This window comes from Candidatus Ornithobacterium hominis, from assembly GCF_951229915.1.
Lineage (GTDB): Bacteria > Bacteroidota > Bacteroidia > Flavobacteriales > Weeksellaceae > Ornithobacterium > Ornithobacterium hominis.
In genome coordinates this window covers 443600-467966 of the sequence record NZ_OX579588.1, presented here as the reverse complement: position 1 = coordinate 467966, position 24367 = coordinate 443600, and the positions used below count along the sequence as shown (strand labels likewise).

Annotated in this window: 20 protein-coding genes; 12 read left to right on the top strand and 8 right to left on the bottom strand. The window is 36.7% G+C overall.

The genetic code is table 11. The annotated features are described in order from the left end of the window. Nucleotides 1-79: 79 nt before the first annotated feature. The 3 genes from QOX03_RS02135 to QOX03_RS02125 all read right to left on the bottom strand — a co-directional run bounded on the left by QOX03_RS02135 (nucleotide 80) and on the right by QOX03_RS02125 (nucleotide 4018). Complete coding sequence (locus QOX03_RS02135) at nucleotides 80-1990, bottom strand: amino acid ABC transporter substrate-binding protein (protein WP_283671315.1); 1911 nt, start codon at nucleotides 1988-1990, stop codon at nucleotides 80-82. 133 nt (nucleotides 1991-2123) lie between these two features. After that, the gene (gene bshC, locus QOX03_RS02130; RefSeq protein WP_283671314.1) at nucleotides 2124-3695 is read right to left on the bottom strand and encodes a bacillithiol biosynthesis cysteine-adding enzyme BshC; all 1572 of its coding nucleotides are present in this window, start codon (nucleotides 3693-3695) and stop codon (nucleotides 2124-2126) included. After that, nucleotides 3695-4018 carry a hypothetical protein gene (locus tag QOX03_RS02125; protein WP_283671313.1) on the bottom strand — a complete coding sequence of 108 codons (324 nt, stop codon included), beginning with the start codon at nucleotides 4016-4018 and terminating at the stop codon, nucleotides 3695-3697. The genes bshC and QOX03_RS02125 overlap by 1 nt, the downstream gene beginning before the upstream one ends. An 82-nt stretch (nucleotides 4019-4100) precedes the next feature. On the opposite strand from QOX03_RS02125, the gene lptB reads away from it, so the two are divergent. The 5 genes from lptB to hutU all read left to right on the top strand — a co-directional run bounded on the left by lptB (nucleotide 4101) and on the right by hutU (nucleotide 11400). Beyond that, nucleotides 4101-4829 carry an LPS export ABC transporter ATP-binding protein gene (gene lptB, locus QOX03_RS02120; protein ID WP_119058208.1) on the top strand — a complete coding sequence of 243 codons (729 nt, stop codon included), beginning with the start codon at nucleotides 4101-4103 and terminating at the stop codon, nucleotides 4827-4829. Nucleotides 4830-5137: 308 nt separating this feature from the next. Next, nucleotides 5138-6637, top strand: a complete 1500-nt coding sequence (gene hutH / locus QOX03_RS02115; RefSeq protein WP_283671312.1) for a histidine ammonia-lyase — start codon at nucleotides 5138-5140, stop codon at nucleotides 6635-6637. A gap of 4 nt (nucleotides 6638-6641) precedes the next feature. Beyond that, complete coding sequence (gene hutI / locus QOX03_RS02110; protein ID WP_283671311.1) at nucleotides 6642-7874, top strand: imidazolonepropionase; 1233 nt, start codon at nucleotides 6642-6644, stop codon at nucleotides 7872-7874. Between the two features lie 36 nt (nucleotides 7875-7910). Then, a complete protein-coding gene (locus QOX03_RS02105; protein ID WP_283671310.1) occupies nucleotides 7911-9368 on the top strand; it encodes a polysaccharide deacetylase family protein in 1458 nt (485 codons plus the stop codon). Between the two features lie 31 nt (nucleotides 9369-9399). Continuing rightward, entirely contained in the window at nucleotides 9400-11400 is a 2001-nt protein-coding gene (gene hutU / locus QOX03_RS02100; protein WP_283671309.1) for a urocanate hydratase, read from the top strand. A 215-nt stretch (nucleotides 11401-11615) separates the two neighbouring features. Here hutU and QOX03_RS02095 read toward each other — a convergent pair whose 3' ends face one another. From QOX03_RS02095 to lpxK, 3 genes are all read right to left on the bottom strand, one after another. Then, entirely contained in the window at nucleotides 11616-12650 is a 1035-nt protein-coding gene (locus QOX03_RS02095; protein WP_283671308.1) for an FISUMP domain-containing protein, read from the bottom strand. A gap of 577 nt (nucleotides 12651-13227) precedes the next feature. Beyond that, nucleotides 13228-14049, bottom strand: coding sequence for a purine-nucleoside phosphorylase (locus QOX03_RS02090; protein WP_119058201.1), 822 nt, complete (start codon nucleotides 14047-14049; stop codon nucleotides 13228-13230). Then, entirely contained in the window at nucleotides 14033-15061 is a 1029-nt protein-coding gene (lpxK, locus tag QOX03_RS02085; RefSeq protein WP_283671307.1) for a tetraacyldisaccharide 4'-kinase, read from the bottom strand. Before lpxK ends, QOX03_RS02090 begins: the two co-directional genes overlap by 17 nt. Nucleotides 15062-15239: 178 nt before the next feature. Between lpxK and QOX03_RS02080 the strand changes: the two genes are divergently transcribed. Together QOX03_RS02080 and cysK are read left to right on the top strand one after the other, a co-directional pair. Continuing rightward, nucleotides 15240-16064, top strand: coding sequence for a serine O-acetyltransferase (locus tag QOX03_RS02080; protein WP_283671306.1), 825 nt, complete (start codon nucleotides 15240-15242; stop codon nucleotides 16062-16064). Continuing rightward, complete coding sequence (cysK, locus tag QOX03_RS02075; protein ID WP_283671305.1) at nucleotides 16061-16972, top strand: cysteine synthase A; 912 nt, start codon at nucleotides 16061-16063, stop codon at nucleotides 16970-16972. Before QOX03_RS02080 ends, cysK begins: the two co-directional genes overlap by 4 nt. 357 nt (nucleotides 16973-17329) lie before the next feature. On the opposite strand, the gene QOX03_RS02070 is transcribed toward cysK, so the two are convergent. Both QOX03_RS02070 and QOX03_RS02065 read right to left on the bottom strand, forming a co-directional pair. Then, a complete protein-coding gene (locus tag QOX03_RS02070) occupies nucleotides 17330-18124 on the bottom strand; it encodes a thymidylate synthase (protein WP_283671304.1) in 795 nt (264 codons plus the stop codon). 289 nt (nucleotides 18125-18413) lie between these two features. After that, entirely contained in the window at nucleotides 18414-19436 is a 1023-nt protein-coding gene (locus tag QOX03_RS02065) for a TIGR04086 family membrane protein (protein WP_283671303.1), read from the bottom strand. A 372-nt stretch (nucleotides 19437-19808) separates the two neighbouring features. On the opposite strand from QOX03_RS02065, the gene dinB reads away from it, so the two are divergent. From dinB to QOX03_RS02040, 5 genes are all read left to right on the top strand, one after another. Continuing rightward, nucleotides 19809-20885: a DNA polymerase IV gene (gene dinB, locus QOX03_RS02060; RefSeq protein ID WP_283671302.1), complete on the top strand. Its 1077-nt coding sequence runs from the start codon at nucleotides 19809-19811 to the stop codon at nucleotides 20883-20885. Nucleotides 20886-20949: 64 nt separating this feature from the next. Beyond that, entirely contained in the window at nucleotides 20950-22017 is a 1068-nt protein-coding gene (locus tag QOX03_RS02055) for a glycoside hydrolase family 18 protein (RefSeq protein ID WP_283671301.1), read from the top strand. Nucleotides 22018-22073: 56 nt separating this feature from the next. Next, nucleotides 22074-22739, top strand: a complete 666-nt coding sequence (ung, locus tag QOX03_RS02050) for a uracil-DNA glycosylase (RefSeq protein WP_283671300.1) — start codon at nucleotides 22074-22076, stop codon at nucleotides 22737-22739. Beyond that, nucleotides 22733-24019, top strand: coding sequence for a glycosyltransferase family 4 protein (locus tag QOX03_RS02045; RefSeq protein ID WP_283671299.1), 1287 nt, complete (start codon nucleotides 22733-22735; stop codon nucleotides 24017-24019). The genes ung and QOX03_RS02045 overlap by 7 nt, the downstream gene beginning before the upstream one ends. Further along, on the top strand, nucleotides 24016-24363 hold the full coding sequence (locus tag QOX03_RS02040; RefSeq protein ID WP_283671298.1) for a hypothetical protein: 348 nt from the start codon (nucleotides 24016-24018) through the stop codon (nucleotides 24361-24363). The genes QOX03_RS02045 and QOX03_RS02040 overlap by 4 nt, the downstream gene beginning before the upstream one ends. Nucleotides 24364-24367 lie beyond the last annotated feature (4 nt).

Genomic DNA, 24367 nt, shown 5'->3' with positions numbered 1-24367 from the left:
GATTGTTGGGGTAACTAAAATAAAAAATTCATCCCTTTTAAAATTAAAAAAGAACGGTTTTTTTGGAGTTTTAAAAATTTTAATTTAAACGAATAATCCTGATCGCCTTATTTAATTTTGCCTTTCCTTTTTCACTTTGTTCGTAACTAAACTTACCTGACAAGCGTGTTTCTACTCGTTTAGCATCAAAATCAGATATAAAACCATTCCTATTCATTCGGTCAACAACATCAAACATAATATCGTATCCCATCGCCATATATTTGGTTGGTAATTGACAGAATTTCTCGTCAAAAGCATTTAAAACTTCTTTCTCTGATTGCCCGAAGCTGTTAATCATTCGGCTTGCTGTATATACAAAATTAATTTTCTTCAGTTTATTAATTGTGGTAACATTTGAGGCATCAAAAACGTCTATCGCTGGCACAAAGAACACGCTATATCCCTTGATTTTATCTAAATCTTGATTTAGCAAATTATCAATATAACTTCTACCCAACGCATTATCTTCAGACACCAAAACTGCAATGGCGGGTTTCGTTATCTCAACTTTTGTTTCGTTACCATTCTCATCTTTACCTGAAACCATCTCTTTATCTAAAGTTATATAATCAGCGTTGGTAATAACCTCTACCCTATTGGTTTTCAGTGTTTTAATCAATTTTGACTTCAAATATTCTGCTACATTTTTTTCTCCGCTAGTAGTCAATAATTGAATTGGTTCCCCTTGATATCTTTTCGCTATTTCTTCAGCAATTATATCTGCCGAATATTGATCCCTCGGCGTCGGTAAATAAATATTTTCAAACTGCTCCAATATCTCTGTATTGACTACTGGAGAGAAAATTGGAATATTCAACTTTTCTAAAGTCTGTGCCGTATGTAACAACCCATCTTGAAAAAACGGCCCTATGAGTGCATCATATTTATAAATCTCATTGGATTTAATGAATTGATCTACAGTCGTATTGCTATTTTCGCTATCCACAATTTTCACATTAATCTTTTTCCCTCTTTTTATCAACTCATCAAGCGCTACTTGCGCTCCCATATAAAATTCTTTCGCAACTTGGCGTTCTCCTTTGTAAGAATTTGGCTGATTTAAATAAAACGGAAGAATCAGAGCTACATTAATTTGCTCATCTTTAGAGGCATCATAATCTTTTAGCTCCATTTGCTCTAGATTTAGGTCTGCCAAATTTGCTCCTTTTACTATAGGAATTTCTAGCGTCATTCCACTTTTTAGTCCATTGCTAAGAGCTGGATTACTCTCCAAAAGTTCCGTCAGTGTAATATCGTATTTTCTTAAAATCGAAAAAATAGTTTCCTTGGGCTGAACTTTATGCTTAAATTGATTATTCTCAAAGGTAACTCGTTTTTTCTCTGGGATTTTGATATACTCTTCCGCCTTTAAACTTTCTTTTTGCAAATCACGATTAGCTGCATAGACATCGGCTGGCTCCAGATTATTTTTTTTGGCAATCGTATATACTGTCTCTCCAGGGTTCACTTTATGCAAGCCTTTTGGATTTTCTTGATTTGTTAAAACTTTTTCCTTCGGAATCCTCAAAACATCTCCTACCTGCAAACCTCGCTTTTCTAAAAATGGATTCAAACTCTTTATTGTTTCTTGCGAAGTCTGATATTCCTTTGCCAGCGAGTACAAATTTTCTTTAGGCTCTATCACACGATAATAGAACTCATCATCTTGGTAATTCTTAAATTTTGGCTTATGCTCCTCTTGTATTTGCTGTGGTGTATCTACCACCTTAGGGGCATTATCGCTATTCCCAGGGATTGTGAGCACATCACCTTTTTGCAATTGGCGTTTATACAAAAAAGGATTTGCTTTTTTCAGCGCTTCTTGCGTAATTTTATATCGTTTACTTAAGCCATATATCGTCTCTTTTGCTTGGACATTGTGCGTTCTTGTCTGCCCCAACATCAAAACTGAAATCAAAAAAAACAAAGGCAAAACTATCTTTTTCATTCAAAAGTATATTTTACGCAAAAATACAATTTATTTTATCTTTAAGCTCTGTTTAAATTTTAGCGCTTTTCCAAAAAAACAACTACTTCCTTCCCTTGCTTTAAATTTCAATCCATTAAAACTCATTCAGACGCTAATAATCAAAACATTTTACAACAAAATTTGATTCAAAAGCATCTAAACTTTCATACACCGCTTCAAAGAAATTTTCACCATATTTTTGATAAAAAACAGAAAAATTAATTTTCCGTTCCTGCCAAGTCCCACTAGGAAACATAATTTCATACAAATTCTCCAGTCTACGAATCTTACTCCTCAATCTTTTTTCTTCCGCTTTTTGCAGTCTTTTTTTCATTTTCTCATAGCCATTGAGCTGTTTTTGTTGCTGAGCCAAAAGCATTTGCCGAAACGTATCATCAGTTTTCTCCGCAATTTCTGAAGCCTTAAAAAATTTTTGCTCGATGCTTTCTTTTAAATTTTCTAAAACTTCAAACAAATCTGTCTGTTGCTTTACCCATTCGCTCTTCAATTCTGATATAGAACTAAAAAGGTGCTGAGGTAAAATCCCAAATTTTGTAGCTTTTTCACACTGATTTCTAGTTAAAATCAGAAAAGAATTTCGGAGCATAATGAGCGGGAATTCAATCTCAAATTGTGCAAACATTCGCTTAAGCTGTAGCCAATAAGATATTTCTCCGCCACCGCCTATGTAGCAAACATTGGGCAAAATAATCTCTTGGTACAGCGGACGCAGGATCACATTGGGGCTAAATTTTTCGGGAGAATTTTCTAAGGCTTTAAAAATTTCATCACCCTCAAATTTCTTTAAACTATCAACCAAAAAGTAAACGCCATCTTCAAAGTCAATTCTTTCTCTTTTCCCATTTTCTGAATAAAACAAATTGATTTCTCGGGCAAAAGCCTGTTCCTTATATTTACTCAGTTGGTGATTGGTCGCTTGCACGGCTTCTTGCGCCAATTGATTTCTCAACTCTTTCTCAAAATAAGGTATTGCTAATCTTTTCAATTCAGGGTGATTAGCATCTAAAATTAAAACACCCCATTCGCCCAGTAATTCCTGCACCAGAAACCGTGTTGATGCGGCTAAATCTTTTTTCTGATAAGCCTTGGTTATCATTTTTTCTAAATTCTTAGCCGCTTGATTTTTTTCTAAGCCTTTGAAAAATTCGGTAAAAACAGCTAAAACCCCGTCGGTTCCCATTTCCCCTACAAAGCCACCGCTTTCTCGCTGCCAGCGGTAGGTCGATTGGTAGGTACTAAAATGGTTTATTTCCTCAAAATCATGATCTTCCGTCGCCATCCAAAAAATCGGAACAAACGTGAATTGCTCTTGGCTTCGGTTCATTTCCTCACACATTTTCACCGTGTGCAAAATTTTATAAATAAAATAAAGTGGCCCAGTTGCTAAATTTAATTGATGCCCAGTTGTCACCGTAACGGCATTTGGATTTTCTAAAGCCTTTAAATTTTTTTGCTGCTTAGCTGTAAGAATTTGGTTTTGAGCAGATAAAACCTGCGTAAGAACTGCTCGGTTTTTATAACTTTTAGTTTTAACTTTGGCCTGCTGCATCAAACTCTCACGGCTTACTTTTTGAGTGTAAAAGTTTTTCAAGTCAGGGGATTCGTTTAGAAAATCTTGGATTAATCTCGAGACTCCAGTATTTTGCAATGGATATGTTTGCATTATGGGTAAAAGGTTTTATAAACTTCTAAAGGGCGAGAAAAGTCACCCAAAGTTCCTACGTTGTTGGGTGTATTTTCAAGCGTTAGGGAAAACTCTAAGGTAGAAATTTTAGTTCCTGTAAAAGCAATCATTTTATTTAGAGGAATTTTATTTTCTAAAATCCAATTTAACTCTTCCATATTTCTTGTCGTCACAGAAATCATCATTTCAGCTGCTGATTGATTTATTTTGTTTACGCTTGTATATTCACTTGTATATTTACTTGTATATTCAGAAAAAGCCAAAAACACAGAGAAAAAAAATATTTTTACATAACAATGCATATTAACAAATATAGTATTTTAAAGAATTATTCATTCAAATATTGAGAAGAATTAATTTTAATTAAATATTTTTGGGATTGAAATGATACTAAAAGGAGAAAACTTAATTAAAAACTACGGTAAAAAAAGAGTTGTAAAAGATGTCTCGCTCAGTGTGGAGCAAGGGCAGATTATCGGTTTACTAGGGCCAAACGGTGCTGGTAAAACAACGACTTTTTATATGATTGTAGGCTTGATAAAACCAACCGAGGGTAAAGTTTTCTTAAATGATGATAACATTACTAGAAACGCCATGTATCGCCGAGCCCAAAAGGGAATCGGCTACTTGGCACAAGAAGCTTCTGTCTTCAGAAAACTATCGGTAGAAGATAACATCATGAGCGTGCTAGAGATGATGAAACTTTCTAAAAAAGAAAGAATCACCCGCCGCGATGAGTTGATTGCAGAATTTGGCTTAGAACACGTACGCCATAATCGTGGCGATTTACTCTCGGGAGGCGAACGCAGAAGAACTGAAATAGCACGTGCATTGGCCGTTGATCCTAAGTTCATTTTATTAGACGAGCCTTTTGCTGGGGTCGACCCGATTGCGGTAGAAGATATTCAAAAAATTGTGCGTTCACTGGTGAAAAAGAATATAGGTATCTTAATTACAGACCATAACGTTCAGCAAACTTTAGCTATTACAGATAAAACTTACATCATGTTTGAAGGACGAATACTAAAAGAAGGAAGCCCAGAAGAATTAGCAAACGACCCTGATGTTCGTCGGGTTTATTTGGGCGAAAACTTCCGTTTTGAGAAGATTTAGATTTTTTTAGTGATTAATTTATCAATTCTTGAGCATTTAGAACGTTATTTATAAATTACTAGCTTTTTTTTAAGGCTTAAAAAATTTTCAAGCATTTTTAGCCGATAGAAATTTTTATAAAGCTTTATTTTTTTGCTAACATTTTTTTCATCTTAAGCTCAAAAAGCATATTTTAAGCTCAATCAATTCTTTAAAATTTAAAACTAAAATTTTTAGTTAAACTAAAGTTGCCCAAACGTCGCATTTTTTGGCTCAAAATTTTCATTGAATAATTGTATTTTTAACTTTAGGCTCAAAAAAAGAAAATAATGAATCAACCATTTAAGCTAGGCGAAGAAAATTTAAATGTTGAAACTTGCATTCAAATTATTCGTAAAGAGAAAGGAATTCTTTTGACAGAAAAATCCAAACAAATCATCAATGAATCTGCACAACGTGTTGAAAATATTGTCAATTCAGACCAAACGGTTTACGGCATAAATACTGGTTTTGGCCCGCTTTGCACAGTGAAAATCACTAAAGAAGAAACGCGTAAACTGCAAGAAAATATTTTGAAATCTCATGCTGTTGGCGTAGGAAATCCATTGGAAGATAACTTGGTGAGATTAATGCTTTTAACCAAATTACACGCACTCTCCAAGGGCTTTTCTGGCATTCAATTGCAAACCGTAGAGAGAATCCAATTTTTGTTTGAAAATGATATTTTGCCACAAGTTCCAGCGCAAGGCTCTGTTGGTGCATCGGGTGATTTAGCTCCGCTTTCACATTTATTTTTGCCATTGATTGGTCTTGGAAAAGTGAAATTCAAAAATGAAATTGTTGCTACAGAAAAAGTATATCAAGAATTGAATTTAAAACCGATTGATTTAGGAGCAAAAGAAGGTTTGGCTTTGATTAACGGAACGCAATTTATTTTAGCCCACGCCGTTTGGGGTGTTCACCGAATGGGAGACACTTTAGAAAACGCTGATTTAATCGGTGCGTTGATGCTAGATGCATTAAAAGGTTCTACTTCGCCTTTCAAAAAAGAATTGCATGAAATTCGTCCGTATGAGGGCACTCAACAAGTGGCAGAAAATTTAAGAAATTACTTAGCCGATTCAGAAATTCCAGCTTCGCACAAAAATTGCGATAGAGTACAAGACCCCTACTCTTTGCGTTGTATGCCGCAAGTCCACGGAGCGAGTAGAAATGCTTGGAAACACTTGAAGGAACTGACTGAAATTGAATTAAATGCCGTAACGGATAACCCCATTATTACCCTTGACGGAGAAGCAATTTCTGGCGGAAATTTCCATGGGCAACCCTTGGCAATGGTTTTGGATTACGCAGCTTTAGCTACCGCAGAATTAGGAAACATAGCTGATAGAAGAGTTTACTTAAGCTTAGAAGGCGAAAAAGTTGGTCAACCCAAATTATTGCTGAAAGAAACAGGTTTGAATTCTGGTTTTATGATTTGGCAATACACCACGGCAGCCTTGGTTACCGAAAACAAATCCTTGCTTTTCCCCGCCAGCGGAGATTCTGTGCCAACCTCTATGGGGCAAGAAGACCATGTGAGTATGGGAAGCATTTCGGGCAGAAAATTGCATATGATTTTAGATAATGTAGAAAAAATTCAAGCGATAGAACTGCTCACAGCTTGTCAAGCTTTAGATTTTAACCGTCCGTTGAAAACTTCACCAATTTTAGAAAAAATTCATTCAAAAGTGAGAGAAATTGTTCCGTTTTTTGAAAAAGACGAATTTTTTGGTGAATATATAGAAAAGGGAATTAAATTGATTCAAAAAGGAAATTTAAAAAAATAAAAAAATGAAACTTATTGGTCCGTTTGCACAGGTTTTAACAATGTCTGATTTACCTTTGAAAGGAGCATTGAAAGACGAACAACTTGAAATTAAAACCAATGCAGGAATTTTAATAGATAAAGAAAAAATTCAAATCATTGATGATTTTGATGTATTAAAATCTCAAAATCCTGAGGCTGAAATCGTGAAAATCACAGGTAAAAAAGTAGCTTTACCTGGTTTTGTAGATAGCCATACGCACATTTGCTGGGGTGGAACGCGCGCTAAAGATTTTGCGATGAGAAATGCAGGAAAATCCTATTTAGACATCGCCAAAGAAGGCGGCGGAATCTGGAGCACCGTGCTAAATACCCGAAAAGCCAGCCAAGAGGAATTAGCTCAAATCATCATCAAAAGAGCAGATTATTTATTAAAACAAGGCATCACCACCGTTGAGGTGAAAAGTGGCTATGGGCTTTCGGTGGAATCTGAACTGAAAATGTTACGTGCCATCAAAGAAGCCAATCAGTATACGAAGCAAAATTTGATTTCCACTTGTTTGGCTGCTCATACTCTGCCTAAAGATTTTGACGGAACGCATCAACAATACTTGGAATCAATTGAAAATGAATTGTTTCCGATTTTAGTTGAAGAAAATTTAACGAAAAGGATAGACGCTTTTATAGAAGAAGAAGCGTTTGATGCCAAAGTTACGATTCCGTATTTTGAAAAAGCTAAAGATTTAGGTTTTGATATTACGGTGCATGCCGACCAATTTTCAACGGGAGGGAGCGAAATTGCTGTGCAAGTTGGTGCCGTGAGTGCCGACCACTTGGAGGTGAGCACAGCCAAGGAAATTGAGCTTTTAGCCAATTCAGATACAGTAGCTACCGCTTTACCAGGAGCTTCACTGGGCTTGGGGTGTCCGTTCACGCCAGCTCGTGCATTGTTGGATGCTGGAGCTTGTTTGGCGATTGCCTCCGACTGGAATCCAGGTTCCGCTCCACAGGGAAATATAATTGCACAAGCTGCGATTTTAGCAAGTTTCCAAAAATTGAGCAATGCCGAGGTTTTGGCTGGGGTTACTGCCAGAGCTGCTTACGCTTTGCGGGCTGAAAAATTTGGGAGTTTGATAGAAGGAAATCAAGCCAATTTCACTATTTTTGACGCGGATAACTATCAAGAAATCACCTATCAACAAGGACGTTTATTGCCAGAAATGGTTTACATCAATGGCGAAAAAGTTTTTGTGAATTAAAATTTTTAAAACAATTCAAAATTATCAATAAATTCTATGAGAAACACATTATTAATCTTTTCATTTTTAGCCATCACTTTTGGCTGCAAAAACACAGTTGAAAACAATGCTCCTGATAAAATTATATTAACAGAACATATTGATTTACAACAATTAACCGATAGCATTCAAATCAAAAAATTGCAAGTAGGCTCTGAAGGCTCAAAGGAAAAAAATCTTTTTCATGCTTCTTTTGCTAAAACTTTTTATTCGTTCGTTAACGAAAATGAAGAAAATTTTGTTCAATCATATTTAAATGAATTTAAAGAAGCTACCAAAGACATTAATGCAAACGCTCCGTCTGGCATTGATTTCGTTCAGCATTTTGAAATTATTGATAAAAACACTCGTTTTCTTTCTTTTTTGATTGAAAGAAATACGTCTTTGGGCAATAATTACAACCATCAATATTTCACGCACGTTTATGATGTGAAAAATGAAAAATTGATTATTTTTTCTGATTTATTTCCGAGAGAAAATTTCAAAAAAATAGTCAATACAATTCAAGCTAAAGCTGAAAAAAACATCAAAGAAAAAATCAGCCAAAATCTAACTGAAAAAGATAAAAAAGTGATGTGGGAAAATAATATTGAAACTTTTCAGCAAGGTACTGTAGCTAATGATGAAAATTATAATGCTTTTTCTTGGGATGAATCTGGAAATTTAAAAATTTATTTCAATAAATATCAAATCTCTTCAGGCGATTTAGGAGCGCTTGAGGTAACTTTAAGTCCTGATGAATACAGCGATTTATTAAGTCCAAACTATCAATCTCTATTGCACATTCAGCCAAAAAAAGAGGAATATGAAACAGAACAAACCACAATTACACAAGTCTTACCCACGGATGATATAGATTGTGGAGAAGTGCCGTGCGTTGCCTTGACTTTTGATGATGGGCCATCAAATTACACACCTCAGTTGCTGGATATTTTGAAGGAAAACGAAGCTAAAGCTACTTTTTTTGTTTTAGGGAAATCGGCTAAAATTCAGCAAAATACGATTCAGCGTATCCATGCAGAAGGTCACCAAATCGGGAACCACAGCTGGGACCACAAAGATTTAAAGAAATTAAGCCGCTCAGGAATTGAGCATCAAATTTTTGATACCAATAAAGTAATTAAAGACATCACAGGTGTGGAACCCACTATTTTACGCCCGCCGTATGGTTCATACAATGATTTAGTGAAGTCTACAGCTAAATTACCTATTATTCTATGGGATTTAGACCCATTGGATTGGAAAGACAGAAATTCCAAAACGGTGGCTGAACGCATGAGCAAAGGGAAGCCCAACGGAATTTTATTGGCTCACGATATTCATAAATCTACCGTGGATGCGATGCCAACCGTGATTAAAAATCTTAAGGCTAAGGGTTATCATTTAGTTACAATAGATCAGCTTTTCTCTGGGAAAACATTGAAAAGCGGACAAGTCTATAATCAAAGAAAATAATCATAAAAATTTTTTAAGGCTTAAAAAAAATATGACAACTTTTCAAGATAAAATCAAAGAGGGAATCCCAAAAGAATTACCCCCGAAACAAAAAAGAGACGAAAGCGTTCCCCATGCCCCCGTCCGTAAAAAAATATTGAACCAAGAGGAAAGAAAATTAGCCATTAAAAATGCTTTGCGATATTTCCCCAAAGATTGGCATCAAGAATTGGCTCAAGAATTTGCTGATGAATTAGATACTTATGGCAGAATTTATATGTATCGTTTCCGTCCAGATTATGAAATGAAAGCCAGAGATATTGCTGAATATCCTGGAAAATCAGAACAAGCTAAGGCAATTATGCTGATGATTCAGAATAATTTAGACCCAGCAGTAGCTCAGCATCCACATGAATTGATTACCTATGGCGGGAACGGTGCTGTGTTCCAAAATTGGGCTCAATATCTGCTAACGATGCAATATCTTTCAGAGATCACTGATGAGCAAACTTTGCACATGTATTCTGGTCACCCGCTGGGGGTTTTCCCTTCGCACAAAGATGCTCCACGCGTTGTGGTAACCAACGGAATGATGATCCCAAATTACTCTCAACCAGATGATTGGGAGAGATTCAATGCATTAGGCGTTACACAATACGGACAAATGACGGCGGGAAGTTACATGTACATCGGCCCGCAAGGAATCGTGCACGGAACTACAATTACAGTAATGAATGCTTTCAGAAAAATCCTAAACCAGAACGAAACACCAAAAGGCAAATTATTCTTGACGGCTGGCTTGGGCGGAATGTCTGGAGCTCAACCCAAAGCAGGAAATATCGCAGGTTGTATTACCGTATGCGCTGAAGTGAATCCTGCAGCGAGCAGAAAACGCCACGATCAAGGCTGGGTGGATGAATTAATAGATGATTTGGATGAATTAGTGCAACGAGTGAAATTGGCTCAAACCAATGGGAAAGTCGTTTCTATCGCTTTTAACGGAAATGTGGTGGACGTTTGGGAAAAGTTTTTAGATGAAAATATCCACGTGCACGTAGGTTCAGACCAAACTTCGTTGCACAACCCATGGTCTGGCGGCTATTATCCTGTTGGAGTTTCGTTTGAAGAAGCCAACGAGCTAATTGCTCATCAGCCAGAAAAATTCAAAGCTTTGGTGGAAGAATCTTTACGAAGACAAGCCAACGCCATCAACGCCCACGCCAAAAGAGGAACGTATTTCTTTGATTACGGAAATGCTTTTTTGCTAGAAGCATCACGGGCAGGAGCAGATATTAAAGGCGAAAACGGGAAAGAATTTAAATACCCAAGCTATGTACAAGACATCCTAGGCCCGATGTGTTTTGATTACGGATTTGGCCCGTTCCGTTGGGTTTGCGCCTCGGGCAAAGCAGAAGATTTAGCCAAAACTGATGAAATTGCATTGCGAGTAATGCAAGAAATCAAAGCTAAAGCTCCAGTAGAAATTCAGCAACAAATGGCCGATAATATTCAGTGGATAGCACACGCTTTAGAAAATAAACTGGTGGTAGGTTCACAAGCCAGAATTTTGTATGCCGATGCCGAAGGAAGAACCAAAATCGCTCAAGCATTCAATGAAGCCATTGCCAATGGAGAAATTTCTGCACCAGTGGTTTTGGGTAGAGACCACCACGACGTCAGCGGAACAGATTCGCCCTACAGAGAAACCAGCAACATCTATGACGGCTCACGATTCACGGCAGATATGGCGATGCACAATGTGATTGGCGACAGCTTCCGCGGAGCCACTTGGGTGAGCATTCACAATGGTGGAGGCGTTGGCTGGGGAGAAGTCATCAACGGTGGATTTGGAATGCTTTTGGACGGAACACCCGAAGCCAAAAAACGCTTGAAGTCCATGCTCTTCTATGATGTAAATAACGGCATCGCCCGCAGAGCTTGGGCAAGAAATGATGAAGCTCTTTTTGCCATCCAAAGAGAAATGCAACGCTCACCAGAACTGAAAGTTACGATTCCTAACTTGGTGGATGATGAGGTTTTGGAACAGTTGTAAAATTTTTAGAAAAGCCATTTCATAACAAATATTTTTTTTAAGCCTTAAAAAATTTTCATTTGTTTTAAGGAATTATTTCTTCTAAACTTTTTTAAAAACACTATAAAATGAAAAAACATAAGCACGATTTACTTTCATGCTTATGTTTTTTTAAGATTAAAGCTTTATTGCTTTTATCTTAATTTTGATAAAGTTAAGGCTCGCAATACCCTCTCTTAATCCTTGAGGCAACGCACGCTGTTGCCGTAAGCTCGGTGGTAGCCGCCGTACGCAACGCTGCTGCCACTGCTGAAGTCCATGTTGTGAGCGCCGCTACTGCCGTAAGCCGAGCTACTCCAGTAGTACCCGAGAGAACCCATGCGTTCCAGTGAACCATCGTTATAGCGACGGTAGCCAGCAGCTGCAAGGTTTGGCAACTTATTCTGTCTCCACATTTGATTACTTCCTACAGCATTGAGTAATTCCTGCCACTCCTCTAGCGTCGGAACATGGTAACCAGACGGACAAGGGCTATTAATTACTCCTGCTCTCCACAACTCTAAATCTAAACCTGATGCACCTTCACCATTCTCAACCCAGTTACCGTCTTGAGAAGTAATAAACTTCCCTCTTGATGAATCGCCAATGCTTGTCCAACTATAGGCTTTTTCAATGGTTTTTCCTGAATTCTTACGCTCATGCCCATCACTCTCTCGCTGCCATTGATAATATGAACCATAAAGATTTTCGTCGTCGTGGATAGTTTCTCCTGTTTTATTAACGGTAGGGTTAAAATTAGGACTATGGATGTTGGCGTATTCTGCTCCAAGGTTGAGGTTGAGCCATGTTTTATTGTAACCGTCTCCGCTTACAGTTGTGGCGCAATACACAAAATCATATACGCCGGTACCACCAAAGTACTTATCAAAAATTATGTTTTCTGGCGGACATTGTTTGATTTTATTGATGATCTCATCTGCTCTGTCTGGCTGAGTTTCGCGGATATAATTTATATTCTTATTATCTACTATTATTATATCCCATTTGAGGTCTGAGAGGCTTGTACGCTTCACCTTTTGGTCTTTTTCATCCCAAACTAAAAGCCATTGGGTAAATTTTTCCTCCTTAACACCTTCTATGCGCAAGTCACCTTTTTGGTTGTCTTTTGCGCTGATGTCTAATGTCGCCTGTGGAGTATCTGTGTTAATGCCCACCTGAGCGGTGACCGCAACCGCTGATAACACGGCTAAAGAAAATAATAATTTCTTCATTTGTTTTATTTTTTTTGGTTAATTTTTTATTGATTTATTCTTTTCTTAATTAAATTTTCGCTGTTTTTTTCAACTTTTTTTTTGCTCCTTCATTTAGAAAGAGCCCCAACCCGTGAGGCTCTTCTTTTTGAAGAAATTACTACTCTCACACAGGTGAAAATAGAAAAACCGCGCAAGATTTTCTTGCACGGCTTTGCGGTTCGCTCCCGAGGGGAAGCAAAAATTTATTATAAGTTATTGATAATGAGTTGTTTAGCTCATTACTTGTGTGTGTGTGTGTGTGTGTGTGTGTTTACACTTTATTTTGAAACTCACAAATTTCATTTGTTAAAATTTCGTTATTTTTTTGTTAAAATTTTCCGTTGAGATTTTTCTCTTTTCTCAACCTGCCCGCAAATGTATTCCACGTTTTTGAATTATGCAAATTTGTTTTTTTGTATTGTTTTCATTATTTAACATTTATTCTCCGTGAAATTCTTTCCAGTTTTCAATGATTAAATCTTTATATTTCTCAATAGCAGTTTCTATTTTTTCAATTCTTGGGCTTTAAAAGCTCTATTTTCTATCAGCTTTTCCGTTAAAACTGATCTAAATTTTTCAAAAATCCACTGACTAATGAAATAACTTTGGGCATGGCTACATTGGCAGCGTTTAAAACCTCTTCGTGAGAAACTGGAACTTTCAAGTCTGGCCCGCCCACATCGGTAATCACAGAAATTGCCGCTACTCGCATCCCTTGGTGTTTGGCTACAATGACTTCTGGCACGGTACTCATTCCCACGGCGTCGGCGCCCAATCGCTGCACCATTCCATATTCGGCTGGGGTTTCAAATGTCGGCCCTTGCAAACCTAAATAAACGCCTTCAAAAACAGGGATATTCCTTTCTGCTGCTACTAATTTTAAGCCTTGCAGGAATTTTAAATCATAGGGTTCACTCATATCAGGAAAACGAGGCCCGAATTCGTCTAAATTCTTCCCTCTCAATGGGTTTTCAGGGAAAAAGTTAATATGGTCTCGTATCAACATCACATCTCCAGGGGCAAAGGCTTTATTGACTCCCCCCGAGGCATTGCTGACAATAAGTTTATCTATTCCTAATTTTTTAAAAACACGTATCGGGAATGTAATTTGCTTCATATCATAGCCCTCATAGTAATGAAATCTGCCCGACATCATCAAGATTTTTTTTCCTTGAAAATAGCCGAAGATTAATTCACCTGAATGCCCTGCAACTGTAGATTTCAAAAAATGTGGTATATCTTGGTATGAAATTTTTAAATCAATATCTACTTCGTTTTTCAGTCCGCCCAGCCCTGAGCCTAAGATGATGGCAATATCGGGTTGATGAGAAATTTGAGATTGAATGTATTGAGCTGCTTCTTCAATATTTTTGTACATAATCTTTGACTAATTTTTGAAACTGAATTGGGTTATCTATTTCAATTTGAATGGGAAGATAATACAATTTTTGGACAATTCGATGCTCTGAGCGTAATCGCATGTAATCTTTTTCTGTCGTCAAGATAAGGTGTGGCTCAGGTAAATTTGCATAAGCTTCGTCTATTTGCTTAATATCTTCTGGCGAAAAGTTGTAATGATCTGGGTAATGCATGGGCTGTACGCTGGCGCAATGATTTTCTGCAAAGCTTAGAAAATCTTTATCATTAGCAATTCCTGTAACTAAAATGACGTTATAATCTTTTAAATCTGCTACAGATAGATTTTGGTGCAAAGAGATGACCTCATCATTATAAATAATCGAAGAAAAGAATATATGTTGATGATTTTTCAGCCTTAAATCTTTTCTAAATTTAATTTTATCTTCCATGCTCAAGTCAGGCTGGCATTTGGTCACAATCACGGCACTCGCCCTTGAAGCGCCAGCAATGGGCTCTCTCAAATTCCCCATGGGTAGTGGCCAGTCTTTGTGGTAGGGGTCATCAAAAGCGGTGAGTAAAAGATTGAAATCAGTTTTTAACCTGCGGTGTTGGTAAGCATCATCTAAAACGACGACATCTAGCCTGAAGAGGCGGAAAATCTCTTTCAATGCCGATATACGGTCTTCGCCCACGGCCACCACTACTCTGTTTTTGAATCGGTTAAAAACCTGCATCGGTTCATCGCCTATCGTTCTCGCATTGGATTCGTAATTAGCTATTTGGAATCCTTTGGTCTTCCTGCCATATCCTCGGCTAAGCATGCCGACTTTAAATTCTTGCCTGAGAAAATTAAGTAAATAAAGCGTGTGTGGGGACTTCCCTGTTCCGCCCGTATTTAAATTACCAACGACAATCACAGCTTTGTTAAATTTCTTGGAAGGAAACATTCCAATAGAATAAAATATGTTTCTTAATCCGCTCACTACCCAATACATCGCTGCCAGTGGTGCCAATAATTTTCTCCAAATCATTTTGCAAATATAGCGAGGCGGGGGTAGTTTTATAAACCTTTAGCAGATAAATTTTAGATTTTTTTTAAGGCTTAAAAAATTTTTAGATAATTTAGCGCAATTTTTTCGCTTTTTTATTTAAAAATTCTTCATTATTGGTATTGAGTTTGAGAACCTATTCCTCTTAAACATTATTAATATGAGTTCAGAACTTTCTCAAAATATAATCAAAAATTACGAGGAGGAATACGAAAAAGTGCCTGAAAAGAATAAATTATTTGATTGGCTAAATGATTTAATTCAAATTCTTTTTCCTTATCAAAAAACATCTGAACAGGAAATTAATTCTAGAATACAGTCGAGCAAAAAATTATTTCAGCATTTGGTGTTGAATGTGGGTATTACTGAAGAAAATGCTGAACAATATACGGCTGTGATGTATGAAAACTTGATACAAGTTCATCAAGATTTGTTGCAAGACGCCAAAGAGTTCCTGAAAAAAGATCCCGCTGCACAGTGTTTGGGCGAAGTGTTACATACCTACCCTGGGTTTTATGCAATTGCAATTTATCGTTTAGCACATTTAATTCATCAAAAATTACAATTAACATATTGGCCGAGAATGCTCACAGAATATACTCACAGCAAAACTGGCATTGATATTCACCCAGCCGCAGAAATTGGTGTTCCGTTTTTGATTGACCACGGAACAGGTGTAGTAATTGGCGAGACTTGTAAAATCGGGAAATATGTAAACATTTACCAAGGAGTGACTCTAGGTGCTATGCAGGTAGAAAAGAGTATGCAAAATATGAAAAGACACCCCACGATAGAAGATCACGTAGTGATTTATGCGAATGCGACGATTTTGGGCGGAAGTACCATCATCGGGAATCACTCCATCATCGGTGGGAATGTGTTTTTGACAAAAAGTGTTGACCCCTATTCCATCGTTTACACAAAGTCTGATGCGAAAGTAAAAAATATAAAAACAGAAAATAACCCTATAAATTTTATGATATGATATTTGAAAACATTTTAGGAACGATTGGCAAGACGCCTATCGTAAAAATCAATCGATTGTTTGGTGATGAGGCGAAAGTTTACATCAAATTAGAGAAAGCAAACCCAGGCGGAAGCATCAAAGACAGAATTGCTCTGCAAATGATAGAAGATGCTGAAAAAGAAGGAAAAATTTCTCCCGAAAAAACGACCATTATTGAACCAACCAGTGGAAATACTGGCGTGGGACTCTCTATGGTAGGTGCGGTTAAAGGCTACAAAGTGATTTTGATAATGCCAGAATCAATGTCTATAGAAAGGCGGAAACTAATGTCAGCTTACGGTGCTGAATTTATTTTGACTCCAAAAGAAGGCGGTATGAAAGCTGCTATAGAGAAAGCTACCGAAATGGCAAATCAAAATGAAAATATGTGGATGCCTTCTCAGTTTGAGAATCCATCAAATATCAAAGCACATTATGAAAATACTGCAAAAGAAATTTTAGAAGACTTCCCCGGGGGTATCGATTATTTGATTACTGGCGTAGGTACTGGTGGGCACATTTCTGGCGTAGCTAAATTGCTGAAAGAAAGATTCCCACAGCTAAAAGTTTATGCAGTAGAGCCAACGGATTCACCCGTCATCAGTGGTAAAGCACCAGGAGGACACGCCATACAAGGAATTGGAGCTGGATTTATTCCTAAAAATTTAGACACCGATTTATTAGACGGAAGCATTCAAGTAACGAAAGAAGAAGCCTTTGATTTCTTCCGAAAATCTGCCAAAGAAGAAGGCATCTTGGGGGGAATTTCATCAGCAGCGACTTTAGCAGCAATTGCCCAGAAATTACCTGAAATCAAAGGTAAAACGGTTTTAGGTTTTAATTATGATACAGGCGAAAGATATTTAAGCATCGAAGGTTTGTTTTAAATAGTAAATGAAGATTTATGAATACTAAAAAATCAGGTGAAAGCCTGATTTTTTTTAATAATTCAGCCTCAGAAACATTTTATTAAATTTTCTTTAAATCATCTTTAAATTTTCTTTAAATTTTCTTTAAATTATATTCAAAGTAAAAAATAAAGCTTGATTTTCACTGAAAAACAGGCGAAATTTATTGATTTAATAAAATATAATTTAATAGAATATTACAACTTACAAGCATTCATTTCATTTCATATCATAGCTCTTTAGCTTTATCTATTTTCAAGGATTGGCTATTTAATTATAAATCTCCTTCAATAATGTGGCATGATTAAAAGAAATTTTTCTAAGCCTTAAAAAAATCTAAACAGAAACCTTCCCTTTGATGTGCGGATGTGGATTGTAATCATTAAGTTTGAAATCTTCAAATTGAAAATCAAAAATAGATTTCACCTCAGGGTTTAATTCCATCTGTGGCAAAGGTTTAGGCTCTCTCCCAAGCTGCTTCTGCATTTGTGGCAAGTGATTGAGATAAATATGTGCATCGCCAAAAGTATGAATAAATTCTCCAGCTTCTAAACCAGTTACTTGTGCCATCATTTTCAACAACAAAGCATAAGATGCTATATTAAAAGGCACTCCTAAGAAAACATCTGCACTACGCTGGTAAAGTTGTAGTGACAATTTCCCGTTAGCAACATAAAACTGAAAAAGTGCGTGGCACGGCATCAGTGCCATTTGCTCTAGTTCGCCCACATTCCAAGCAGAGACAATAATTCTACGTGAGTCGGGCTTGTTTTTGATGGTTTCTACCGCTTCTTGAATTTGGTCTATGCTATTGCCGTTGGGGGCTGCCCAGCTACGCCATTGGTGCCCGTATACTGGGCCTAAATCTCCTTTTTCATCAGCCCATTCATCCCAGATTTTCACAGCATTTTCGTTTAAATATTGAATATTTGTATCTCCTTTCAAAAACCAAAGAAGTTCATAAATAATTGATTTTAAATGCAATTTTTTAGTCGTAAGTAGTGGGAAGCCTTCACTTAAGTCAAATCTCATTTGGTGTCCAAAAACACTTTTGGTGCCAGTGCCAGTACGGTCGGTTTTAGTTACACCTTCGTTTAAAATTTGATTGACCAAATTGAGATAAGCTTTCATATAATTAAAATTTTGATAAGCATAATAAAAGTGTTTTTTTTAAGCCTTAAAAAATTCAGTGTTTTTTTAGTCAAAAATCGATGAGAAAAAAAGTCAAAGCAATCATTAAAAAAATCTAAAAATCTCCCCCCCTAAGTAATAATAAACAAAACTAAGAAATTCTCCGTTGATGAGAAAATTGATTAAAAAAAAGGAAAACATGATAAATCTTCCACAGCTTAGTCAAAAAAAATCCTTGCTAAATATGCTCTAGCAAGGATTTTTGAATGATTAATTAGGTTCTGCCTTACTATTTTCTTACACAAAGAGTTTTGGTCTTCATTTTTGAACCATATAGCCCACCAAAGATTGAAGCAATGGCTCCAATGATAAGTGCTATTGCAGCCCAAATTGCCAAGCTACCTGCTGTGTCAGTTACCTGCTCTGCAGTTTCTGCTGTGTTTGCTTTAATTTTTTCCCACTCTTGCTTAGCAGCAGCTTTTAGCTCTTCAAACTTAGCTTCGTATTGGTCTACAGCATTTCTTGCCTCTTCTTCGCTCATATCTGTTCTGTTTTTCACGATATTCACAAGGGCATCTTTATCTGCAGCATCTATTACATCACGGCCTTCATTTTTCAATCTATCAAAAAATGAATCAATTTCAGTGTCTGCTTGTTCTGGATTTTTGGCAGCATTCTCTGCTTTGTTTTCAGCATCATTAGCAAGATTTTCTACTTTGTTTTCAAGATTCTCTGACTGAAGTTCTTCTCTTTCAGTATCTCTAAGGAGAGCTTGTAGTTCATTTTTGGCTTTGTTAAAGTCAAGGTCAAAGCTTTTCCCATCGGTAGAAAAATCAGTTCCTGCAATAGCGTTAGCAGCTATTCCTGTCGCACTTTTGGTGATGCCACCTACAAGATTCCCAAGACCAGAGAAAATAGAGCCTATCGTGCTTGTGATCAGCCATACACTTACAAGTGCATAAAGTGCCCAAGTGATAAAACCATGAATTATAGCTGTGTCTTTTGCTAGTGAAGGGCTAAGCCTCCCTGCTACAAAACCACCCAAAAATAGAGCGATAATGTTTGTGATAATCCACCAAATGGAAGAGCCTATTCCTAATCCACTCGCTGGGTTATTTTCGCTGGCTGGGTCAAAGCTAAAAAGACCGATAGAAACTCCGATAAGATTTAAAACCAAAAGGATTGCCAATACAGTTACAGTACCAGCAAATACAGATGACCAAGAGAATGTTTTCTTTGATGATGCATTTACTGTGGTGTGCACTTCGGTGCTTCCCATAGGTTCATTTTGTGAAAAAGATTTGCTATTCATAAATATAATTTTTCGCAAAAATAACGTTAAATTTATTAGGAAAAAAATTTTTATATAAATTCATTAGATAGTCTATTGTTAAAAAAATAAACAAATCATTGACAATCAACAAAAATGAATGGTTAAAAAAGTTATATAACAATACTGCAAGAAATCGTATCTTAGAGCTGTAAATTTTACAATTACCCTACCCGTTGTTTTAAATAATTTGAAACTTTATAGTGGTATCTCAATTGTGTTCAACAGAAATATTAATGACTATTAATAACCCAAGAATAAATCTCGCTTTATAATGTACGGTATTACTTCATTTAAATTTTAAGCCAAATAAAATAATGTATCTCCATATCTTTGCTCCCCAATACGCTCACAATGCCCAACAGGAAAATAATTCATATTGATATGGATGCGTTTTATGCGTCGGTGGAGCAGTTGGATAATCCTGCATTGAAAAGGAAACCGATTGCTGTGGGCGGAAGCAACGAGCGTGGCGTGGTGGCAGCGGCGAGTTATGAGGCTCGTAAATTTGGGGTGAAAAGTGCTATGAGTAGCGTTTTGGCAGCCAAAATGTGTCCTGATTTAATTTTTATAAAACCAAGATTTGACCGTTACCGAGCTGTTTCTCAGCAGATTCGTGAAATCTTCTTGGAATACACTGATTTGGTAGAACCGCTTTCGCTAGATGAGGCTTATCTAGACGTTACGCAAAACAAAAAAAATATGCCTTCGGCAACGCTTTTGGCAAAAGAAATTCGGGCAAAGATTTTAGAAAAAACAGGTTTAACGGCATCGGCTGGCATTTCTATCAATAAATTTTTGGCAAAAATTGCCAGCGATTTTAATAAACCAAATGGACAAAAGACTGTGACCGAAGCAGATATTGATGATTTTCTTTTGCCTTTGAAGATTCAAAAATTCCACGGAATTGGTAAAGTTACGACAGAGAAAATGAGAAGTTTAGGGATCTTCACAGGAGCAGATTTACGAAATCAATCTTTAGAATTTTTGAATTTAAATTTTGGGAATCGTGGCGAATATTATTACAACATCGCTCGTGGCATTCATTTGAGCGAGGTAAACCCCAATCGCTTGGCGAAATCTGTGGGTGCAGAAAATACCTTTGAATCTAATTTATCCGAAAAAAATGATTTGCAAAATGCCTTGCTGCCGATTGTGGAAAAAGTAGCTCAGCGATTGCAGAAAAAAAACGTGAAAGGCAAAACGATTACCCTGAAAATCAAGTTTGAAGACTTTAATATTATCACCAGAAGCATCACACAACAGCATTTTACTGACGATGTGGAAGAAATTTTTTCTACCGCATCTGGATTATTAAAAAATGAACCCTTAGAAAAATCCATTCGATTGTTGGGTGTTTCGGTTTCACAATTGAATATTCATGCTAAAAAAGAGATTCAACTGAAAATTCCTTTTCATGATTTTTTTTAAGGCTTAAAAAATTTTAAATTTTATTACCTTTAACTTTTACAAGTTATAAAAAATTACAAATTCGATGAAAAATTTTTTAGTTTTTGGGTGTTTCATTTTTAGTTTAAATTTTCTACAAGCACAGAATGATTATAAAGTAATCGCCTATTATTCAGCCGATAGTGCACAACTCCACAAATATGATTTCAAAGGAATGACTCACCTCATCTATGGCTTTGGAGATGTGGTAGATGGCGTATTTGGGCCTAATTCAGATAAAGATTTACGCGTTTTAGAAGCCATGAAAATCATCAAAAAAGAAAACCCTGGACTAAAAACAGCAATAGCACTTGGTGGCTGGATTGGCTGTGAGTTTTGTTCTCAAACTTTTAATGATGAGAAATTAACCAAAGCATTCGTACAGTCAGTCAAGAATTTTTTAAATTACTATGACTTAGACGGCATCGACTTAGACTGGGAATACCCAGCTATTGAAGGTTTCCCTGGGCATCTGTACACGCCCGCAGATAAAGATAATTTCACACGATTGGTTCGTTTGCTAGACGAGAAATTAGAAGATAAATTTATTTCATTTGCAGCAGGAGGATTCCAAGAATATCTAGACCATTCTATTGATTGGCAAGGGATTGAGCCTTATGTTGATTTTGTGAATTTAATGTCTTACGATTTAGTCAACGGGTATTCGACCAAGACGGGACACCACACTCCACTTTTTTCTTCTTATGAAGGCGAGCAATCTGCTGACAATGCCATCCAATTTTTTAAAAAAATTAATTTCCCTCTGAGAAAAGTCATCATTGGTGCCGCCTTGTATTCTAGAGTTTTTGAGAACGTTCCCAACAAAAATTTTGGCATTTACCAGCCTGGGAAATTCAAAGCCTATGTACCCTATGCCGAAGCTCGCGAATTATTCTCAACAGAAAAGGGCTTTCAACACTATTGGGATGAGAAAAATGCCGCTGGATTTTCTTATAATTCTGAAAATCAAGTTTTTGTAACTGGTGATACCGAAAAATCAATCAAGCGAAAGGTGCAATACGTCAAAGACCAAAATTTGGGCGGAATCATGTATTGGGAATTGGGTACCGACTCCCCTAAAGATGGACTTTATCAACTTATTGATTTAAAATAGAATTTAAACGCTATTCAAACTTTATTTAAAAAATTTTTAAAGGCTTAAAAATATTCATGACAGAAGTTAAAATTCACCCAAAATGGCGATCTTTTCTACAAACTGAGTTTGACAAAATTTATTTTAAAAAACTCATTCAATTTGTTAAGAATGAATACGCTGAGCATCAAGTCTACCCCCCGGGGAGCAAGATTTTTGCAGCCTTTGATGCTGTAGCTCCACAAGACATCAGAGTCGTGATTCTAGGGCAAGACCCCTATCATGGCAAAGGTCAAGCAAATGGCTTATCTTTTTCGGTCAATCCTGGTGTTCGGCAACCGCCGAGTTTGCAAAATATCTTCAAAGAAATTCAAGACGACATTGGCACATTACCACCTGAGGATGGCGACTTAACACGTTGGGCAACACAAGGTGTTTTCTTACTAAATGCTACTTTGACGGTACGCGAAAAATCACCTGGCTCTCACCAAAATCAAGGCTGGGAACAATTTACTGATGCTGTAATAAAGAAAATTGCTCAAACACAAAATCACATTGTTTTCATGCTTTGGGGGAATTTCGCACAAAGCAAAGCTGACTTAATTGATGAAAATAGACATTATATTCTAAAGTCTTCTCACCCTAGTCCGTTCTCAGCACATCGAGGCTTTTTGGGCGCTCACCATTTCTCTAAAGCCAATTATTATTTGGTTCAAAAAGGATTAAAACCCATCGAATGGTAAACAAGCCAAAACTGTTGCTCATCACCTATTACTGGCCCCCAGCTGGTGGCGCTGGCGTACAACGTTGGCTCAAAATGAGTCGATATTTAGCAAAACACTTTGAGATAAGCGTCTTTTCCCCAGAAAATGCAGACTACCCAATTACTGATGAAAGTCTAAATCAGGAAATCCCTGAAAACATCCTAAATCTTCAGAATAAAATTTGGGAGCCCTACGCTTGGGCAGAAAAACTGAGCCCTAAGAGTCAAAATTTCAAAAAAGGAAATCTAAAATCAAAAGAAAAAAAATCACTCACAGCTAATTTTTTGCTATGGATTCGAGCCAATTACTTCATTCCAGATGCGCGAATGTTTTGGATTCCAAGTTCAGTAAAATTTTTAAAAAAATATTTAGAAAAAAACACGTTTGATGCAGTAATTTCCACAGGGCCACCGCATTCTACACACTTGATTGCCTTGGCTTTAAAGAAATCTTATCCTAATTTAGTCTGGCTCGCTGACTTTAGAGACCCTTGGACGCAGATTGACTATTTTGAGCAATTACCTTTCACTTCAAAATCTATCAAAAAACATCAGAAATTAGAAAATGAAGTCTTAAAAAAAGCCGACATCGTAACGAGCGTTTCACCAAGCTGGGCTAAAGGTTTAGAAAATTTAGGTGCAGAAAAAGTAGAAGTGGTTTACAATGGCTTTGATGAAGAAGATTTTTCTATAAAATTTCCTAAGCCTTTAAAAATTTCTTTACCAGAAATCACTTACATGGGTTCGCTCAACAATGATAGAAACCCGAATTTCTTGTGGGAAAGTTTAGATGATTTTTTAGCCAAAAATCCCGCCAAAGCCTTTAAACTTAAATTCATTGGTAATATTGCTGAGGAAACCAAACAAAAGATTTTAAGCCTTAAAAAATTAAAGGAAAAAACTGTTTTCTTAGACTACATGCCTCATGAGCAAGTGATTGAGCATCTACACCGAGCCACTATTTTATTGCTTCTGATGAACGATACGCCCAACATTCAAGGCATTGTGCCTGGGAAGTTTTTTGAGTATTTAGCTGCTGAGCGGCCGATTTTAGCGATTGGGAAGCAACAAACCGATTTAGATTTAATTTTGAAGCAAACACAATCGGGAGAAATGATTAATTTTGGTGATGCAATGGGAGTGAAAAATTTTTTAGAAAAATACTTAAATTCAACTATTCCTTTTAAACCTTTTAAACATAATTTTACACGAGCTTCTGCAGCTCAAAGAATTCAATATCTAATTGAAAAAAGTTTATGAAAAATTTTATTTTTTTATGTATTTTAATTTTAGCACTTCAGTCATGTTATATTTACCGCCCGTATGAACCTCTGCCAGGTGAGCAAATGCCGAGTTTTCGCGAACAACTGAAGCCAAATCAAAAATATGAAGTTTCTACGGCCAACGAAAACTTCAAAATTCAAATGCTGGAATGGCAAAAGGATTCTTTGCTCGTCCTCAGGAATAAACGAGATACGGTAAAACTGGCTGAAAATCAAATCACAGCTGTCAAGCATTCTGTATTTTCCCGAAGCCGCTCAGATGCTTTGACTTTTGCTACTTATGGGGCTATTGGTGTTTTGATTTATTTTCTAATAAAATAAAAAA

Bases quoted from the DNA above. Each gene is read 5' to 3' on its own strand.
- QOX03_RS02080 (WP_283671306.1), top strand. From the start codon at position 15,240: ATGAGTTCAGAACTTTCTCAAAATATAATCAAAAATTACGAGGAGGAA.
- QOX03_RS02065 (WP_283671303.1), bottom strand. From the start codon at position 19,436: ATGAATAGCAAATCTTTTTCACAAAATGAACCTATGGGAAGCACCGAA.
- QOX03_RS02095 (WP_283671308.1), bottom strand. From the start codon at position 12,650: ATGAAGAAATTATTATTTTCTTTAGCCGTGTTATCAGCGGTTGCGGTC.
- dinB (WP_283671302.1), top strand. From the start codon at position 19,809: ATGCCCAACAGGAAAATAATTCATATTGATATGGATGCGTTTTATGCG.
- hutI (WP_283671311.1), top strand. From the start codon at position 6,642: ATGAAACTTATTGGTCCGTTTGCACAGGTTTTAACAATGTCTGATTTA.
- cysK (WP_283671305.1), top strand. From the start codon at position 16,061: ATGATATTTGAAAACATTTTAGGAACGATTGGCAAGACGCCTATCGTA.
- bshC (WP_283671314.1), bottom strand. From the start codon at position 3,695: ATGCAAACATATCCATTGCAAAATACTGGAGTCTCGAGATTAATCCAA.
- QOX03_RS02125 (WP_283671313.1), bottom strand. From the start codon at position 4,018: ATGCATTGTTATGTAAAAATATTTTTTTTCTCTGTGTTTTTGGCTTTT.
- QOX03_RS02040 (WP_283671298.1), top strand. From the start codon at position 24,016: ATGAAAAATTTTATTTTTTTATGTATTTTAATTTTAGCACTTCAGTCA.
- QOX03_RS02105 (WP_283671310.1), top strand. From the start codon at position 7,911: ATGAGAAACACATTATTAATCTTTTCATTTTTAGCCATCACTTTTGGC.
- lpxK (WP_283671307.1), bottom strand. From the start codon at position 15,061: ATGATTTGGAGAAAATTATTGGCACCACTGGCAGCGATGTATTGGGTA.
- QOX03_RS02090 (WP_119058201.1), bottom strand. From the start codon at position 14,049: ATGTACAAAAATATTGAAGAAGCAGCTCAATACATTCAATCTCAAATT.
- QOX03_RS02045 (WP_283671299.1), top strand. From the start codon at position 22,733: ATGGTAAACAAGCCAAAACTGTTGCTCATCACCTATTACTGGCCCCCA.
- QOX03_RS02135 (WP_283671315.1), bottom strand. From the start codon at position 1,990: ATGAAAAAGATAGTTTTGCCTTTGTTTTTTTTGATTTCAGTTTTGATG.
- hutU (WP_283671309.1), top strand. From the start codon at position 9,400: ATGACAACTTTTCAAGATAAAATCAAAGAGGGAATCCCAAAAGAATTA.
- QOX03_RS02070 (WP_283671304.1), bottom strand. From the start codon at position 18,124: ATGAAAGCTTATCTCAATTTGGTCAATCAAATTTTAAACGAAGGTGTA.
- hutH (WP_283671312.1), top strand. From the start codon at position 5,138: ATGAATCAACCATTTAAGCTAGGCGAAGAAAATTTAAATGTTGAAACT.
- ung (WP_283671300.1), top strand. From the start codon at position 22,074: ATGACAGAAGTTAAAATTCACCCAAAATGGCGATCTTTTCTACAAACT.
- QOX03_RS02055 (WP_283671301.1), top strand. From the start codon at position 20,950: ATGAAAAATTTTTTAGTTTTTGGGTGTTTCATTTTTAGTTTAAATTTT.
- lptB (WP_119058208.1), top strand. From the start codon at position 4,101: ATGATACTAAAAGGAGAAAACTTAATTAAAAACTACGGTAAAAAAAGA.